Source organism: Mesorhizobium amorphae CCNWGS0123 (assembly GCF_001686985.1).
GTDB lineage: Bacteria > Pseudomonadota > Alphaproteobacteria > Rhizobiales > Rhizobiaceae > Mesorhizobium > Mesorhizobium amorphae.
Genome location: NZ_CP015318.1, coordinates 446,005 through 459,645, shown reverse-complemented (window position 1 = coordinate 459,645; position 13,641 = coordinate 446,005). Strand labels below are relative to the sequence as shown.

The following is a 13,641-nucleotide window of genomic DNA, read 5'->3' as shown; positions in this document are numbered from 1 at the left end:
AAGTGCCGCCATCCCGACGGGATCGCGATGGCCACAAACGGGATCTGGCCCGGTCAGTTCGGCTTCGACGTATCGCGGCCGATTTCGTCCAGATGGTTTTGCAGCGTCAGATGGTCGAGCGCGTCCACAGGCAGGTTGGTGAACAGCGAGATGCGGTTGTTCAGCATGCGATAGGCATCGGCGAAGGCAAGGTGCATCTCGGCGTCGGTCCCCGCCGCCTTGGCCGGATCCGGTATCGCCCAGAGCGCCGTCATCGGATGACCGGGCCAGATAGGGCACGTCTCGTTCGCGGTGTTGTCGCAGACCGTGAAGACAAAGTTCATTTCCGGTGCGTCAGGCGCGGCAAACTCGTCCCAGCCTTTCGAGCGGGCAAAACTCGTATCGTAGTTGAGGCTTTCCAGCAGTTGCAGTGCATAGGGGTTGACCGTGCCCTTCGGCTGCGAACCGGCGGAGAAGGCCTTGAACTTGCCGGCGCCGATCCGGTTGAGGATGGCCTCGCCCATGATGGATCGCGCCGAATTGGCGTTGCAAAGAAACAGGACGTTGTAGAAATTGTCGCTCATCTCAAGACCTCCCTGGCAGGCGACTGGATGATTGGCCGGCAGTTCCGGCAGGTGCCGATGATGCCGACAGGGGCGACGTAGAAAGGTTTCACGACGGTTTGATGACAATCGTTCAAATAACAGGCTCGCGCATGCCCGATGATCGCTTCGCGTCGAAGGGCTCGCTGCATTCGGCATGTCGGCCGCCGTTAATAAGAAGGCCGCGGCAATGAGTCCTCCGGAGCCCATGGCAGGCGAAGGCGGCGAGGCAGTCCGCACGCCGGGCTTCTTCCGCTCGCGCTGGCAAGGCCTGGTGCCGATCGATCGACTGTTCTGGCGCGACCTGGTGCTTGTCGGCACGGCGATCAACATCGCTTTGTCGGTGGTGGCGCTGATCCTGCTCGGGATGAAGCTGTCGCTGGCCGTGGTCCTGGCGGTGCATTTCCTGCCAGTGCCCTACAATATCTTCCTGACCTTTGCCGTCTGGCGCACCGCGGAAAGATCCGGTGGGGCCAAGGCTTCGCTGATGCTGCTGGGCTCCGCGCTTTGGCTGATCCTGGTGGTCGTGGTCTGACAGGCTCGAATGCCTGCTTACCGGCAAAGAAAAGGCGGCCGAAGCCGCCTTTCCATTTTGATCGACTTGCCGCCCTATCTCTTGCTTGGACGCAATTCCGGACGGGAAACCGTTCGCACTTTTCCTGGAATTGCTCAGGCGGCCGGTTCGAATTTCAGCGCCACGCCGTTGATGCAATAGCGCAGGCCGGTCGGTGGCGGGCCGTCTTCGAAGACATGGCCGAGATGGCTGCCGCAGCGGGCGCAATGGCATTCGGTGCGGACCATGCCATAGCTGCGGTCGATCGTGTTCTCGACGGAGCCCGGCACCGGGTCGTTGAAGCTCGGCCAGCCGGTGCCGCTCTCGAACTTCAGCTTGGATTCGAACAGGGGCTGGTCGCAGCCGACGCAGGAAAAGGTACCGGCGCGCTTCTCGTAGAGCAGGGCGCAGCTTCCGGGACGTTCGGTGCCATGGTTGCGCATGACGGCATATTGCTCCGGCGTCAGCCGGGCGCGCCATTCGGCGTCGGTGCGGGTAACGGGGTAGGTGCGGGTGTCCATGAAGAATCTCCTCGGCCTTGGCGACTTGTAACTACTGTGCCGCGCGTCCGTCGGACGCACAAAGGACGCTGTAGCACTTTGGTTTGCGCATGATCCTTTCCGAAGCGGAGGTTCGGGGTCATGCGCGAGTTGCAACCTCATATTCGCACCAAGATAGGCATTTGTTACGGCGTTTGCCCGGATTTTCGATTGCGCTCTCAGGCGATAGCCGCGAGATAGCGCGCGACCGAAGCGGCGAATGCCGCTTTCGCGCCGCCGATGATGTTCTGGCCCCACCAGGCACCATGGATATGGTCGAACTCGAAACGCTCCAGCGCCGCGGCGATGCGGCGCACAGCCGTCGCGTTCAGCGGAATCTGGTTCGGGTAGCTGTACATGAAACTGACATGACGGCGGGTCGGCGTGACTTGCAGGATGTCGCCGGACAGCAGGGCGTTGCCGCCGTCGCGCTTCCAATGCATCACCTGGCCACCAGCAAAGTGGCCGCCGCAGCGGATGAGTGTCAGCGATCGATTGATGGCAAGCCTCTCGCCTTCCCAACTGACAATGGCAGGATGCGGCCGCATGATCCATTGACGGTCGTCGGCGTGGAGATAGATCGGCACGCCGCCAAACGCTTCGCTCCAATCGACCATCACCGAATAATAGTGGCAGTGCGAGATGGCGATGGCAGCAAGGCCGCCACGCCGCTTGATCTCGGCCATCGCCTCGTCGCTCACCATCGAGATGCAATCCCATAGCACATTGCCGTGCGGCGTTTGCGCCAGCAGAGCCCGCTGGCCGATGGCGAAACGCGGCTCGATGCCGAAGGCGAGAACGCCGGCGTCGTCCTTCATCACAAGCCGATGCGTGGCGGCGAGCTCTTCCGGCGTGATCCAGGCCTGGCCCTCCCAGCGCACGAACTGCCGTTCGTCCTCGCAGATCGGACAGTGTTGCGGCGGCGCATCGCTCGCCGCGAACTGGACACCGCATTGCAGGCAGAGAAAGCAGGTCATGGTGGCTCCGGGAGATTGCTCAGTGCTTACGCGAAAGCTGCTTCGTCGCGGCCTCGAGCCCGGCCAGCGTCAGCGGGAACATGCGGCCGCCGAAGATGTCACGGATCATGGTGATCGAATGGGTATAGCCCCAGTTCTTCTGGCTTTCCGGGTTGAGCCAGACGGTATTCGGCCATTGCTGCAGCAGGCGAGCCAGCCAGACCGCGCCTGCCTCCGGGTTCCAGTGCTCGACCGAGCCGCCGGGGTGTGCGATCTCGTAGGGGCTCATCGAGGCGTCGCCGACTATAATCACCTTGTAGTCCGGCCCGTATTTGTGGAGCAGGTCGAAGGTCGGGATCGTCTCGGCGAGACGGCGCCGATTGTCCCGCCAAACGCTTTCGTAGAGGCAGTTGTGGAAATAGAAATATTCGAGCTGGCGGAATTCGGCGCGGGCGGCCGAAAACAGCTCCTCGACGCTTCTAACATGGTCGTCCATCGAGCCGCCGACATCGAAGAACATCAGGAGCTTCACCGCGTTGCGCCGCTCGGGCCGCGTCTTGACGTCGAGATAGCCATGCTCGGCGGTGGCATGGATGGTGCCGGGCAGGTCGAACTCCTCCTCCGCACCCTCGCGTACCCAGCGGCGCAGCCGCTTCAGCGCGATCTTGATGTTGCGGGTGCCGAGCTCGACGGCGTCGTCGAAATTCCTGAACTCGCGCTTGTCCCAGACTTTGACGGCGCGGCGGTGGCGGCTTTCATGCTGGCCGATGCGCATGCCTTCCGGATTGTAGCCGTAGGCGCCGAAGGGCGAGGTGCCGCCGGTGCCGATCCACTTCGAGCCGCCCTGGTGCCGGTCCTTCTGCTCCTCAAGCCGCTGTTTCAGCGTTTCCATGAGCTTGTCGAAACCGCCGAGCGCCTCGACCAGTTTTTTCTCCTCGTCGGTCAGATGCTTTTCGGCCAGCCGGCGCAGCCATTCCTCGGGGATGTTTGCGACATCGACAGCGGCGTTTCCGTCTAGCGCCTCGACGCCCTTGAAGACATGCGCAAACACCTGGTCGAAGCGGTCGATGTGGCGTTCGTCCTTCACCAAAGCGGCGCGGGCGAGGTAGTAAAAACCCTCGACGTCGTAGTCGACCAGCCCGGCTTCCAGCCCCTCCAGCAGCGACAGATATTCCCGCAGCGAGACGGGAACCCGTGCAGCCTTCAGTTCGAGGAAGAAGGGGATAAACATGGCGCTATCTACAGCAGATCATACTCGATGAATCCCGTCCGCCGCGCGACATGGTCATAGAGCTTGCGCGCGGTGGCGTTGGTTTCGTGGGTCATCCAGTAGACGTTCTTGACGCCGATCTTGCCGGCCTCCTGCTTCACCGCTTCGATGAGCGCAGCGCCGACGCCCTTGCCGCGCACCTCCAGGTCGGCGAACAGGTCCTGCAGATAGCAATTGTTTTTTTCCGACCAGCAGGAGCGGTGGTAGAGATAGTGGGTGAGGCCAACCGCCCTGCCGTCGAGGGTGGCGATGAAACCTTTCGGCTCGAACTCACCTGCCGTGAACAGCCGCTTCCAGGTGACGGCATAGACTTCTTCCGGCAACTTGGTTTCGTAGAAGGTCAGGTAGGCGGTCCACAGGCGCTGCCAATCGGCACGGTCGGACTGCGACAAGGGGCGGATGGTGATCTCGGTCATTTCGTTCTCCTCCGAAGCTTGTGGCTTGAAGCTGCCTCGGCGCCCGGTTGGCGGCAACGGTCCAGCGAGGGGATAACCGCTGGCCGGTCTTTTGCTACCCCTGCTGCCGCCGCGCCATGAAGGCCAGGCGCTCGAACAGATGCACGTCCTGCTCGTTCTTCAGCAGCGCGCCGTGCAGCTTGGGCAGGGCGTTCTTCGGATCGGCGCGCAGGTCCTCTGGCGCGATGTCGTCGGAAACCAGCAGCCGGATCCAGTCGAGCGCCTCGGAGGTCGACGGCTTCTTCTTCAGCCCCGGCACCTCGCGGATCTCATAGAACTGCGTAAGGGCGGCGCGCACCAGGCTCTGCTTGATGCCGGGATAGTGCACGTCGACAATCCTGTGCAGCGTCTCGACATCGGGGAAGCGGATGTAGTGGAAGAAGCAGCGGCGCAGGAAGGCGTCCGGCAGTTCCTTCTCGTTGTTGGAGGTGATGATAACGATTGGCCTGACTGCGGCACGGATCGTCTCGCCGGTCTCGTAGACGAAGAACTCCATCCGATCGAGTTCCTGCAGCAGGTCGTTGGGGAACTCGATGTCGGCTTTGTCGATCTCGTCGATCAACAGCACGACTTTCCTGCCAGCAGCGAAAGCCTCCCACAGCTTGCCGCGCTTGATGTAGTTCCTGATGTCGTTGAAGCGGTCGTCGCCGAGCTGGCTGTCGCGCAGCCGCGAAACGGCGTCATACTCGTAAAGACCCTGCTGTGCCCGTGTGGTCGACTTGACGTGCCATTCGATCAACTCGAGGCCGAGCGCTGCCGCCACCTGGCGGGCAAGTTCCGTCTTGCCGGTGCCGGGCTCGCCCTTGACCAGCAATGGCCGCTCCAGCGCGATTGCCGCGTTGATCGCGACCATCAGATCCTTGTCGGCGACATAGGCCGCCGTGCCTTCGAAACGCATTTTTGCTCCTTGGTTCGATCAAGCCGACCGTAAGGACGCTGCCTCGCCTGCGCAAGCACGAGCTCGGGAGCTGCATATGGCGGAAATTCTGAATGATAAAGCCGCCAACCATGCCGCGTCTCTGGCGCTTGGCCGCCCATCGGCCTATATTGGGGTTGGCGGTCTGCGCTTCCCGGCAGGAGACACTTTTCCCCGGGGCCTTAACGATCCTTAGGGAGCTGTCCCTGGGAAGACCCGTGGGTTTTCTCACACGGCGCCCACCTACTTTGTAGGCACCCGGGATCGACTTCTCCACCGGTTGTGTGGATCGTCACTCGTTGAAAAGATCATATTTGGCGGATTTTGTCGTCGCGCCGCTTTGTGCGGTGCTCACGAACGAAAAGTTCGCTCCGCTCCTCCAAAACGTCGCTCCTAAAACTCCATCCAAATCTGACCTTTTCTAGTGTCGCGCATGACATCTCCCAAAGAACTAAAAAAACAGCTGCGCAAGGAAGCTCTCGGGCGGCGCGATGCCCTCGACGAATTCTGGCGCGTGGAAATCGCGCTCGAAATGGCCGAGACGGCGCGCGACCAGATCGCGGTCGAACCCGGCCAGATCGTCTCCGGCTTCTGGCCGATGCGGTCGGAAGTCGACGTCCGGCCGCTGATGTTCGCCTTGCGCGAAAAGGGCGCGCGGCTCTGCCTGCCGGCCATCCTCGACAAGACCACCATCGTCTTTCGCGAACTGGTGCGTGGCACGCCGTTGGTGGAGATGGGTTTCGGCACGATCGGCCCGCATGAGGAGGCGGCGGTGCTCGACCCTGCGGTCATGCTGGTGCCGCTCGCCGCTTTCGACGCGCGCGGGCACCGCATCGGCTACGGCGCCGGCTACTACGACCGCGCCATCGCCAAGCTCGTCGACAAGGGGCAGCCGCCGCGGCTGATCGGCATTGCCTTCGACTGCCAGGAAGTAGCGCAGGTGCCGGACGAGAACCATGACGTGGTTATTCCGGAAATACTCACCGAGAGCGGGTTGCGCCGGTTCGGTATCTCTTGAGATATGATGATCTGCTTAACGCGTTTCTAAGACATATCGGATAGTACTTCGGCAATACAATCCGATTCGATGGCAGCAATAGCTATGGTCTTAATGCGTTTCCTCCTGATGCCGTTCGCCTTGATCGCGGCAGCGCTGTTTGCGATGGGATTGCACATCACCGGAACCACCCTGTATCACCAAGCCGCCTGGCATCAGACGGTCGCCACCGTGACGGATGTTGATCCCTACACTGAAACGAAGAAAAACGGCCTCACCACAGATGGCATCAATGTCGCCGTCACCTATGTGGTTGACGACGCGCCGATGACCTGGTCCGGGAAGGGAAAGGTCATCGGTCTTTATGCGGCGTCCATAGGCGACAAGGTAGACTTGTACTACGACCCGGCCGATCCATCGAACCTCGATACCGCCGCAATGAAGGGCTGGCGCGGCGGGCTGTTGCTCCTTGCCGCTACCGGCGGTTTCTGCGCCTTCTACGTCTGGTTCTTCTGGCTACGCCGACGGAACGCGCCGTAGACGCCGCATGCCCCGATTGCGTTGCAGGCACGCCGGATGAGAACCACGACGTGATCATTCCGGAAATACTCACCGAGAGCGGGTTGCGTCGGTTCACGCTGCAATTGTAGATACACGTCAATGGACGCATGATCTTTTGCGCAAAGTCATGCAGCTTTTGCTTCGCTGACTTTCGGTTAGGGATCACGCATAGATGAGACTTCTCTTCCTCGGCGACATGGTCGGCAAGACTGGACGGACGGCGGTGTGGGAACAACTGCCCGGCCTGATCGCCGACTTCAAGCTCGACTTCGTCATCGTCAATGGCGAGAACGCCGCCGGCGGCTTCGGCATCACCGAAGAGATCTTTCGCGAGACGATCGCGGCCGGTGCCGACGTCGTCACCACAGGCAACCATGTCTGGGACCAGCGCGACGCGCTTGTCTTCGCGCCGCGCGAAGAGCGCTTCCTGCGCCCGTCCAATTTTCCCAAGGGCACGCCGGGGCGCGGCTCCGGCGTCTACATCGCCAGGAACGGCGCGCGGGTCCTGGTCGCCAACATCATGGGCCGCGTATTCATGCACCCCGAGCTCGACGATCCGTTCCAGGCCGGCGAGCGCGAACTGTCGGCCTGCCCGCTCGGCGAACAGGCCGATGCGGCAGTCATCGACTTCCACGCCGAGGCGACTTCGGAAAAGATATGCTTCGCGCATTTCGTCGACGGCCGCGCCAGCCTTGTCGTCGGCACCCATACCCACCAGCCGACCGGCGACCACCAGATTCTCAATGGCGGCACCGGCTATATGTCCGACGCCGGCATGTGTGGAGACTATGATTCCTCGCTCGGCATGGACAAGGAGGAGCCGCTCAACCGCTTTCTGTCGAAAGTGCCGAAAGGTCGCTTCGAGGCGGCGAACGGGCCGGCGACGCTGTGCGGCGTCGGCATCGAGATTTCCGACCGTACCGGGCTGGCCGAGAAGATCGCGCCGTTTCGTCGCGGGCCGCGACTCGAGGAAACCGCGCCTTCCTTCTGGTCATGACATTGATATAGACGCACGCAATACCTAATTGCCGGCGACACCTGCTTCAGATCGTAGAGGGGACGACCTCCATGCAGCTCATCGAATTCCTGGCACCGCATTTTGCCTTTGTCTCCGACCCGACCGCCTGGGTCGCGCTGCTGACGCTCGTGGTGCTGGAGGTCGTGCTCGGCATCGACAATCTGATCTTCATCTCGATCCTGACCAACAAATTGCCGGAAGCGCAACGCGCCCGTGCGCGGCGGCTCGGCATTTCGGCGGCGCTGATCATGCGGCTGGTGCTGCTGGCCACCATCTCGATCATTGTCCAACTGACGACGCCAGTGTTCACAGCTTTGGGCCACGGCTTCTCCTGGCGCGACCTGATCCTGATCGCCGGCGGCCTGTTCCTGGTCTGGAAGGCGACCAAGGAGATCCACCACACGGTCGATCCCGATGACCACAAGGACACGATGCTCGGCGAGACGCTGCAGATTTCGCTCGCCGGCGCCATCTTCCAGATCCTGCTGCTCGATCTCGTCTTCTCGATCGATTCGATCATCACCGCCGTCGGCATGACCGACGAGATCGCCATCATGTACATCGCCGTGATCGTGGCGGTCACCGTGATGATGCTGGCGGCCGGGCCGCTGGCCGACTTCATCGCCAAGAACCCGAGCATCGTCATGCTGGCGTTGGGCTTCCTTTTGATGATCGGCATGACGCTGATCGCCGACGGCATGGGTTACCATGTGCCGAAGGGCTACATCTACGCCGCTATGGGATTCTCGGCGCTGGTCGAAGGCCTCAACATGCTGGCGCGGCGGCGGCGTAAGGCAAGGTCCGGCGGCGGGCACTGAGGCTGGCCGGCTCTTAGCTCGCCGGCACACCCTTTGGATGGCGATCGCCGATCAGGCCAAGCGTCAGGCCCTGTTCCAGCCACGCCTTGGCGCCGGCCAGCACGAGCGAGAAGCCGCCGGTCGAATCGATCGCCTGCTTGACCTGTTCGTCGCCGCTGCCGGCGAAGCCGAAATTGCGGATATCGAGAAAGGTCGCGTTGTCCGGCATCTCGGTGAAGGTCCAGACCACCGTGGTCGGCGGGTCGCTCCACTGCATGACGATCGTCTTGTCCTTGACGATCTCGTTGACATCGACCGCCGTCGAGACGTCGTACATGCGCCATTCCCACTGAACCGGCTTGCCTGCGTCCAGCCGGCCGCTGGAATGAGTGAACCAGAATTTCGTGGTGATTGCCGGGTCGACGATCGCTTCAAACACCTCGGCAACGGGCCGCCTGATCAGCATGGCGGTTTCGGCGGTTGGTGCTTCGCGGATTTCCATGACGGTCTCCTTTCAGGCTTTGGCCCTCACCAGGCGTCCGGTTCGCGCACCAAGTGGATGATGCTGGCCGGATTGGCGATCCAGAAGCCGCGAAAACCTTCGCCCAGGGATTCGATGGCGTCGCAGCGCACAACGCCGGTCCTGGCGAAATGATCCGCGGCTACCGGGAAATCGTCGGTGAACAATTCCAGCCAGATCTCGGCCTGGCTCAGCATCGGCGCTTCATCGATCCACAGGCGGTTGGGGCCGAGTTCGAAGCCGATTGCCGGCGCCTTGGTGGTGAATGGCTTCAGGCCGACGACATCGCGGTAGAAGGCGATCGTCGCCTCATACTGATGCGTGGGTACCTTCATGGCGATGTTGACGCCGCCGGTGATCTTCGCGGTCATTGCTGGCTCCACTTCCTGCGTTCAGATGTTGTCTTCATCAGCCGGCGCGGTCCGCGCTCGCTATGACAGGTTGACCTGCCAGGAGACCCCGAACCTGTCGTTCAGCCATGCGAAACGGCGGCTGAAGCCATAATTGTCGGGCGGCATCAGGAACGCGCCGTCCATTGCCATCGTCTCGACAATGCGGTTCAGCTCCTGCTCGGAGGAACAGTCCACGTAGAGCGAGGCCGATGGCGTGAAGGTGAAGGCATGGTGCACCGGGCTGTTGAAAACCATCACGTCCAGGCCGCCGATGGACACACGCGCCAGCTTGAGCGTTCCTTCCGGGCCATCTTCGCCGGGGCCGTAGCGGGTGACGTCAAGGACACTGCTGTCGGGAACGGCCTCGCAGTAGAAGGTCATCGCCTCCTCGGCCCTGCCCTCGAACATCAGGAAAGGCGTCACCTTCTTCATGGCAGGCCTCCGTCTCCATCAAACGGTCGCTCAGATATTGGTCTCGTTGGCGGGTTCGCCCTTCATCTCGCTGCGGTAATAGCCGTCGCGCAGGTTGATGCCGTGTTCGACATAGGCCTTCATGCAGGCCAGCATCTGCGACCAGCCCTCGCAATTGAGGTAGGATTTTTTCAATCCGACCTCTCCTTCACGCCAGCCGGCCTCTGCGATGGTGACGAAGGTGCCGCCATCGTCCAGCGGCTCGAAATTCATTTCGATGCGCGTCTTGTAGGCCGGCTTGCCGTCGGCGTCGGTGGCGTCCCAGCGCAGTACGATGCGGCTGTCCTTCGCGACCTCGTCGACCTCGACGGGCACCGTTTTCCACCATGTCACGGTGGTACCCGCTACCAGCGGTGCGCTGGCGCCGCCTATGGTGGTGAAGTAGCCGCTGAGCTTGTTCGGATTGACGACCGCGTCGAAGACTTCGGCGACCGGTTTGCCGATGCGTCCGGAAACTCTGAAACCAAGGGACATGTCCACAACTCCTTCCTTGATCAGCCCAACAATATGTTATATAAATATAACATGTCAAGCCGATCGCAAGACGACAATGTTTTCAAGGCGCTGGCGCATCCACGCCGACGCGAATTGCTCGACCAGATGAAGGACGCGCCGCGCACCACCGGCATGCTGTGCGAGGCCTTTCCCGACATGGACCGCTGTACCGTCATGCTGCACCTCAAGGTGCTGGAGGAGGCCGAGCTGATCGTGGCGCGGCGCGAGGGGCGCGAGCGCTGGAACCATCTCAACGCGCTGCCGATCAAGCAGATCCACGACCGCTGGATCAGCCAGTATGCCGGCCACGCGATCAGCATCATCGACCGGCTGAAGTCCGATCTCGAGGCGTGAACGGCCGCGGGCCAGGCCCGTCGGGCTGATCCCGTCCAGGTCGCCAACGGCGCGGCTGGACGAATTGAGCCGATTTATTTATAAGCCGGCCATTCCGACAGAGAGCGCGCCGTATGTCCAGTCGGGCATACTAGGGACGTTCTGAAAATTTGAATTCGAGCATTTTCGCAAGCGTCGGGTGAAACCGCCCGGCTGCAAATGCTCTAGCCGAAGACGACAGGGGTGCCATGGCTGGCCATTCACAGTTCAAGAACATCATGCACCGCAAGGGCCGCCAGGACGCGGTGCGGTCGAAAATGTTTTCCAAGCTGGCGCGCGAAATCACCGTCGCCGCCAAGACCGGGACGCCGGACCCGTCGATGAACCCGCGCCTGCGCCTTGCCGTGCAGAATGCCAAGGCGGTGTCGATGCCGAAGGACAACATCCAGCGCGCCATCAACAAGGCGTCGATGGGCGATGCCGAAAACTACGAAGCCGTGCGCTACGAAGGCTACGGGCCGGGCGGCGTGGCGCTGATCGTCGAGGCGCTGACCGACAACCGCAACCGTTCGGCCTCGAACGTGCGCGCCGCCTTCACCAAGGCCGGCGGGGCGATGGGCGAAACCGGCTCGGTGTCATTCATGTGGGATCGTGTCGGCGAAATCTATTATCCGGTGTCAGTCGGCAGCGCCGAAAAGGTCATGGATGCGGCGATCGAGGCCGGCGCCGACGATGTGCAGTCGGACGAGGAAGGCCACACCATCTATTGCGCCTTCGAAAATCTCGGCGAAGTCTCCAAGGCTCTGGAAGGTGCGCTCGGCGAAGCCGAATCGGTGAAGCCGATCTGGCAGCCACAGAACAATATCCCGGTCGACGAGGAGCGCGCGCAGTCGCTGATGAAGCTGGTCGCCACGCTCGAGGACGACGACGACGTGCAGAGCGTCTACGCCAATTTCGAGGTCGATGACGAGACCATGGCCAAGCTCAGCGCGGCATGAGCGAAGCTCAGCCCGGCATGACCGAAAAGCCGCTGCCCACCATCCGCATCACCTATTGCACGCAGTGCCAGTGGCTGTTGCGCGCCGGCTGGATGGCGCAGGAACTGCTTTCCACCTTTGGCACGGAACTGGGCGAGGTGGCGCTCGTGCCGGGTACCGGCGGCATCTTCACCATCTCCTGCAACGACACACTCATCTGGGACCGCAAACGCGACGGCGGCTTTCCGGATGCGGCCAAGCTCAAGCAGCTGGTCCGCGACGTCATCGACCCGGACCGCGATCTCGGCCATGCCGACCGCAAGGGGCATACGTCAAAAGACCACACGCAAAAAGACCCGGCCTGAGGCGAGGTCTTTCTTGCCCTTGGGCGGTCGCTTTCAGATCAATGCAAAAATGAAGCAGGCCATCGCAACGATGGCGGTGATGGTGCGGACGTGGTTCGACATCACCCACTTGCTCAGATAGTTCGTCCACACGGCGGAAGCGTTGCTGCTTGCCGGATCGACGGCGGCGAGCGCGTCGTTGAGCGGCACGTTGAAGACCATGGTCACGATCGGGTTGCCGACGAGATAGAGCAGCGCGCCGGCGAGCAGCCAGAACGAGCCCGGCTGGCCCCAGCCGATGATCGCGCCGGCAATGAGCACCAGGCAGACCAGCCCGGTGCCGAAAAGCGCGGTCATGAACAGCGGCGTGATGACTGTAACATTGATCGAATTCATCGCAGCGATGCCGCCCGGGGCGGGCAGCCGGGCAAGTCCCGCCATGACGAAGTTGGAAAAGGCGAAGAACACGCCGCCGACAATGCCCGAGCCGACCGCGGCGATGAAGATCAAGGTGGGAAGAAGCTTCGCGATCATGTCAGTTGCTCCAGATGCCGGAAGCGGCGGTTTCGGTTGTATAGGCGGAAAAGTCTTTTGGCGCACGGCCGAGAACACGCTGGACACCGTCGGTCAGCGCCTCGTTGCGGCCATCGAGCACCTCGGTGAACAGCTCGTTGAGCAGCCAGGCAAACTCGGCCGGCAGTTCGTGCGCGGCGATTGCGGCGGCGAACTCGGCATGCGAAATCTGCTTGAAGCGGATGTCGCGGCCGGCGGCCCTGCCGATCTCGGCGATCGCGTCGGCAAAACTCAGCAGCCGCGGTCCGGTTAGTTCATAGAGCTGGCCGACATGCCCTTGCTGGGTAAGCGCCGTTACGGCGGCGTCGGCGATGTCGTCTGCATCGACGAAAGGTTCCCCGACATTGCCGACCGGCAACTGCACCTCGCCTTCGAGCAAGGGGTCAAGCAGAAAGCTCTCGCTGAAGTTCTGGGCAAACCAGGCACAGCGCAGGATCGTCCAGTCGGCGCCCGAGTCCTTCAGCATCTCTTCGGCGCGCTGGGCCTCCGTTTCGCCCCGCCCCGACAGCAGCACCAGCCGCTTGATCCCGTTTTGCACGGCAAGATTGGCCAAGGAGCCGACCGCTTCAGCAGCGCCCGGCACGGAGAGATCGGGATAGTAGCTGATGTAGACGGCGCCCACGCCCTGCATTGCCGGGGCCCAGGTCGCGTCGTCTTCCCAGTCGAAAGAAGGGGCGCCCGAACGTGAGCCGATACGCACCGGAAGGCCGCGCGCCGTCAGCCGCTCGACGATGCGGCGGCCGATCTTGCCGGTGCCGCCGAGGATCAATGTCGGATGTTTCGCTGTGCTGTCAGTCATCTCGGTTTCCTCTTTTTACAAACATGAGTAATCCTCACATTTGCAAAACGTGATAAACCCTCGTATTTTGTGAGTCAAGCCGATTCGTCGAAGA

At 62.0% G+C, this 13,641-nt stretch carries 20 protein-coding genes, 1 other RNA gene and 1 pseudogene; 10 read left to right on the top strand and 12 right to left on the bottom strand.

All coding sequences use genetic code 11. The features are described from left to right. Positions 1 to 53: 53 nt before the first annotated feature. Entirely contained in the window at positions 54 to 563 is a 510-nt protein-coding gene (locus A6B35_RS02175) for an arsenate reductase ArsC (RefSeq protein WP_006200165.1), read from the bottom strand. 226 nt (positions 564 to 789) lie between these two features. On the opposite strand from A6B35_RS02175, the gene A6B35_RS02170 reads away from it, so the two are divergent. Further along, positions 790 to 1,116 (top strand): hypothetical protein, encoded by a 327-nt coding sequence (locus tag A6B35_RS02170; protein ID WP_006200164.1) that lies wholly within the window; start codon positions 790 to 792, stop codon positions 1,114 to 1,116. A gap of 134 nt (positions 1,117 to 1,250) precedes the next feature. On the opposite strand, the gene msrB is transcribed toward A6B35_RS02170, so the two are convergent. The 5 genes from msrB to A6B35_RS02145 form a co-directional block, all read right to left on the bottom strand. Continuing rightward, positions 1,251 to 1,655 carry a peptide-methionine (R)-S-oxide reductase MsrB gene (gene msrB / locus A6B35_RS02165; RefSeq protein WP_006200163.1) on the bottom strand — a complete coding sequence of 135 codons (405 nt, stop codon included), beginning with the start codon at positions 1,653 to 1,655 and terminating at the stop codon, positions 1,251 to 1,253. A 197-nt stretch (positions 1,656 to 1,852) separates the two neighbouring features. Next, positions 1,853 to 2,650 carry an MBL fold metallo-hydrolase gene (locus A6B35_RS02160; protein WP_006200162.1) on the bottom strand — a complete coding sequence of 266 codons (798 nt, stop codon included), beginning with the start codon at positions 2,648 to 2,650 and terminating at the stop codon, positions 1,853 to 1,855. Positions 2,651 to 2,669: 19 nt separating this feature from the next. Then, complete coding sequence (locus tag A6B35_RS02155; protein ID WP_006200161.1) at positions 2,670 to 3,860, bottom strand: vWA domain-containing protein; 1,191 nt, start codon at positions 3,858 to 3,860, stop codon at positions 2,670 to 2,672. A gap of 8 nt (positions 3,861 to 3,868) precedes the next feature. Then, positions 3,869 to 4,315 carry a GNAT family N-acetyltransferase gene (locus tag A6B35_RS02150; protein ID WP_006200160.1) on the bottom strand — a complete coding sequence of 149 codons (447 nt, stop codon included), beginning with the start codon at positions 4,313 to 4,315 and terminating at the stop codon, positions 3,869 to 3,871. A 94-nt stretch (positions 4,316 to 4,409) separates the two neighbouring features. Beyond that, positions 4,410 to 5,252: an AAA family ATPase gene (locus A6B35_RS02145; RefSeq protein WP_006200159.1), complete on the bottom strand. Its 843-nt coding sequence runs from the start codon at positions 5,250 to 5,252 to the stop codon at positions 4,410 to 4,412. 157 nt (positions 5,253 to 5,409) lie between these two features. Between A6B35_RS02145 and ssrS the strand changes: the two genes are divergently transcribed. The 6 genes and pseudogenes from ssrS (at position 5,410) to A6B35_RS02120 (ending at position 8,664) form a co-directional block, all read left to right on the top strand. After that, a non-coding RNA gene (gene ssrS / locus A6B35_RS02140) (6S RNA) lies at positions 5,410 to 5,565 on the top strand. 138 nt (positions 5,566 to 5,703) lie between these two features. Next, entirely contained in the window at positions 5,704 to 6,288 is a 585-nt protein-coding gene (locus tag A6B35_RS02135) for a 5-formyltetrahydrofolate cyclo-ligase (RefSeq protein WP_040582003.1), read from the top strand. 69 nt (positions 6,289 to 6,357) lie between these two features. After that, complete coding sequence (locus A6B35_RS02130) at positions 6,358 to 6,807, top strand: DUF3592 domain-containing protein (protein WP_081482055.1); 450 nt, start codon at positions 6,358 to 6,360, stop codon at positions 6,805 to 6,807. A 14-nt stretch (positions 6,808 to 6,821) separates the two neighbouring features. Then, a pseudogene (locus A6B35_RS36535) lies at positions 6,822 to 6,917 on the top strand (5-formyltetrahydrofolate cyclo-ligase); the annotation flags it as partial. 83 nt (positions 6,918 to 7,000) lie between these two features. Next, entirely contained in the window at positions 7,001 to 7,825 is an 825-nt protein-coding gene (locus tag A6B35_RS02125) for a TIGR00282 family metallophosphoesterase (RefSeq protein ID WP_006200156.1), read from the top strand. A gap of 71 nt (positions 7,826 to 7,896) precedes the next feature. Further along, positions 7,897 to 8,664, top strand: coding sequence for a TerC family protein (locus A6B35_RS02120; RefSeq protein ID WP_006200155.1), 768 nt, complete (start codon positions 7,897 to 7,899; stop codon positions 8,662 to 8,664). 13 nt (positions 8,665 to 8,677) lie between these two features. On the opposite strand, the gene A6B35_RS02115 is transcribed toward A6B35_RS02120, so the two are convergent. Genes A6B35_RS02115 through A6B35_RS02100 form a run of 4 tightly spaced genes read right to left on the bottom strand, consistent with a single transcriptional unit; the run spans position 8,678 to position 10,500 of the window. After that, on the bottom strand, positions 8,678 to 9,145 hold the full coding sequence (locus tag A6B35_RS02115) for an SRPBCC family protein (RefSeq protein WP_006200154.1): 468 nt from the start codon (positions 9,143 to 9,145) through the stop codon (positions 8,678 to 8,680). A gap of 26 nt (positions 9,146 to 9,171) precedes the next feature. Further along, positions 9,172 to 9,534, bottom strand: coding sequence for a hypothetical protein (locus tag A6B35_RS02110; RefSeq protein ID WP_006200153.1), 363 nt, complete (start codon positions 9,532 to 9,534; stop codon positions 9,172 to 9,174). A 60-nt stretch (positions 9,535 to 9,594) separates the two neighbouring features. Next, on the bottom strand, positions 9,595 to 9,987 hold the full coding sequence (locus A6B35_RS02105; RefSeq protein ID WP_006200152.1) for a VOC family protein: 393 nt from the start codon (positions 9,985 to 9,987) through the stop codon (positions 9,595 to 9,597). Between the two features lie 30 nt (positions 9,988 to 10,017). Beyond that, entirely contained in the window at positions 10,018 to 10,500 is a 483-nt protein-coding gene (locus tag A6B35_RS02100) for an SRPBCC domain-containing protein (protein ID WP_006200151.1), read from the bottom strand. 51 nt (positions 10,501 to 10,551) lie between these two features. Between A6B35_RS02100 and A6B35_RS02095 the strand changes: the two genes are divergently transcribed. The 3 genes from A6B35_RS02095 (at position 10,552) to A6B35_RS02085 (ending at position 12,196) form a co-directional block, all read left to right on the top strand. After that, on the top strand, positions 10,552 to 10,875 hold the full coding sequence (locus A6B35_RS02095; protein ID WP_006200150.1) for an ArsR/SmtB family transcription factor: 324 nt from the start codon (positions 10,552 to 10,554) through the stop codon (positions 10,873 to 10,875). A 227-nt stretch (positions 10,876 to 11,102) separates the two neighbouring features. Beyond that, positions 11,103 to 11,852 (top strand): YebC/PmpR family DNA-binding transcriptional regulator, encoded by a 750-nt coding sequence (locus A6B35_RS02090; RefSeq protein WP_006200149.1) that lies wholly within the window; start codon positions 11,103 to 11,105, stop codon positions 11,850 to 11,852. A gap of 17 nt (positions 11,853 to 11,869) precedes the next feature. Further along, positions 11,870 to 12,196 (top strand): Rdx family protein, encoded by a 327-nt coding sequence (locus A6B35_RS02085; RefSeq protein WP_100084735.1) that lies wholly within the window; start codon positions 11,870 to 11,872, stop codon positions 12,194 to 12,196. 33 nt (positions 12,197 to 12,229) lie between these two features. On the opposite strand, the gene A6B35_RS02080 is transcribed toward A6B35_RS02085, so the two are convergent. Then, positions 12,230 to 12,709, bottom strand: coding sequence for an anthrone oxygenase family protein (locus tag A6B35_RS02080; protein ID WP_006200147.1), 480 nt, complete (start codon positions 12,707 to 12,709; stop codon positions 12,230 to 12,232). Position 12,710: 1 nt separating this feature from the next. Next, positions 12,711 to 13,547: an NAD(P)H-binding protein gene (locus A6B35_RS02075; RefSeq protein WP_006200146.1), complete on the bottom strand. Its 837-nt coding sequence runs from the start codon at positions 13,545 to 13,547 to the stop codon at positions 12,711 to 12,713. Positions 13,548 to 13,641 lie beyond the last annotated feature (94 nt).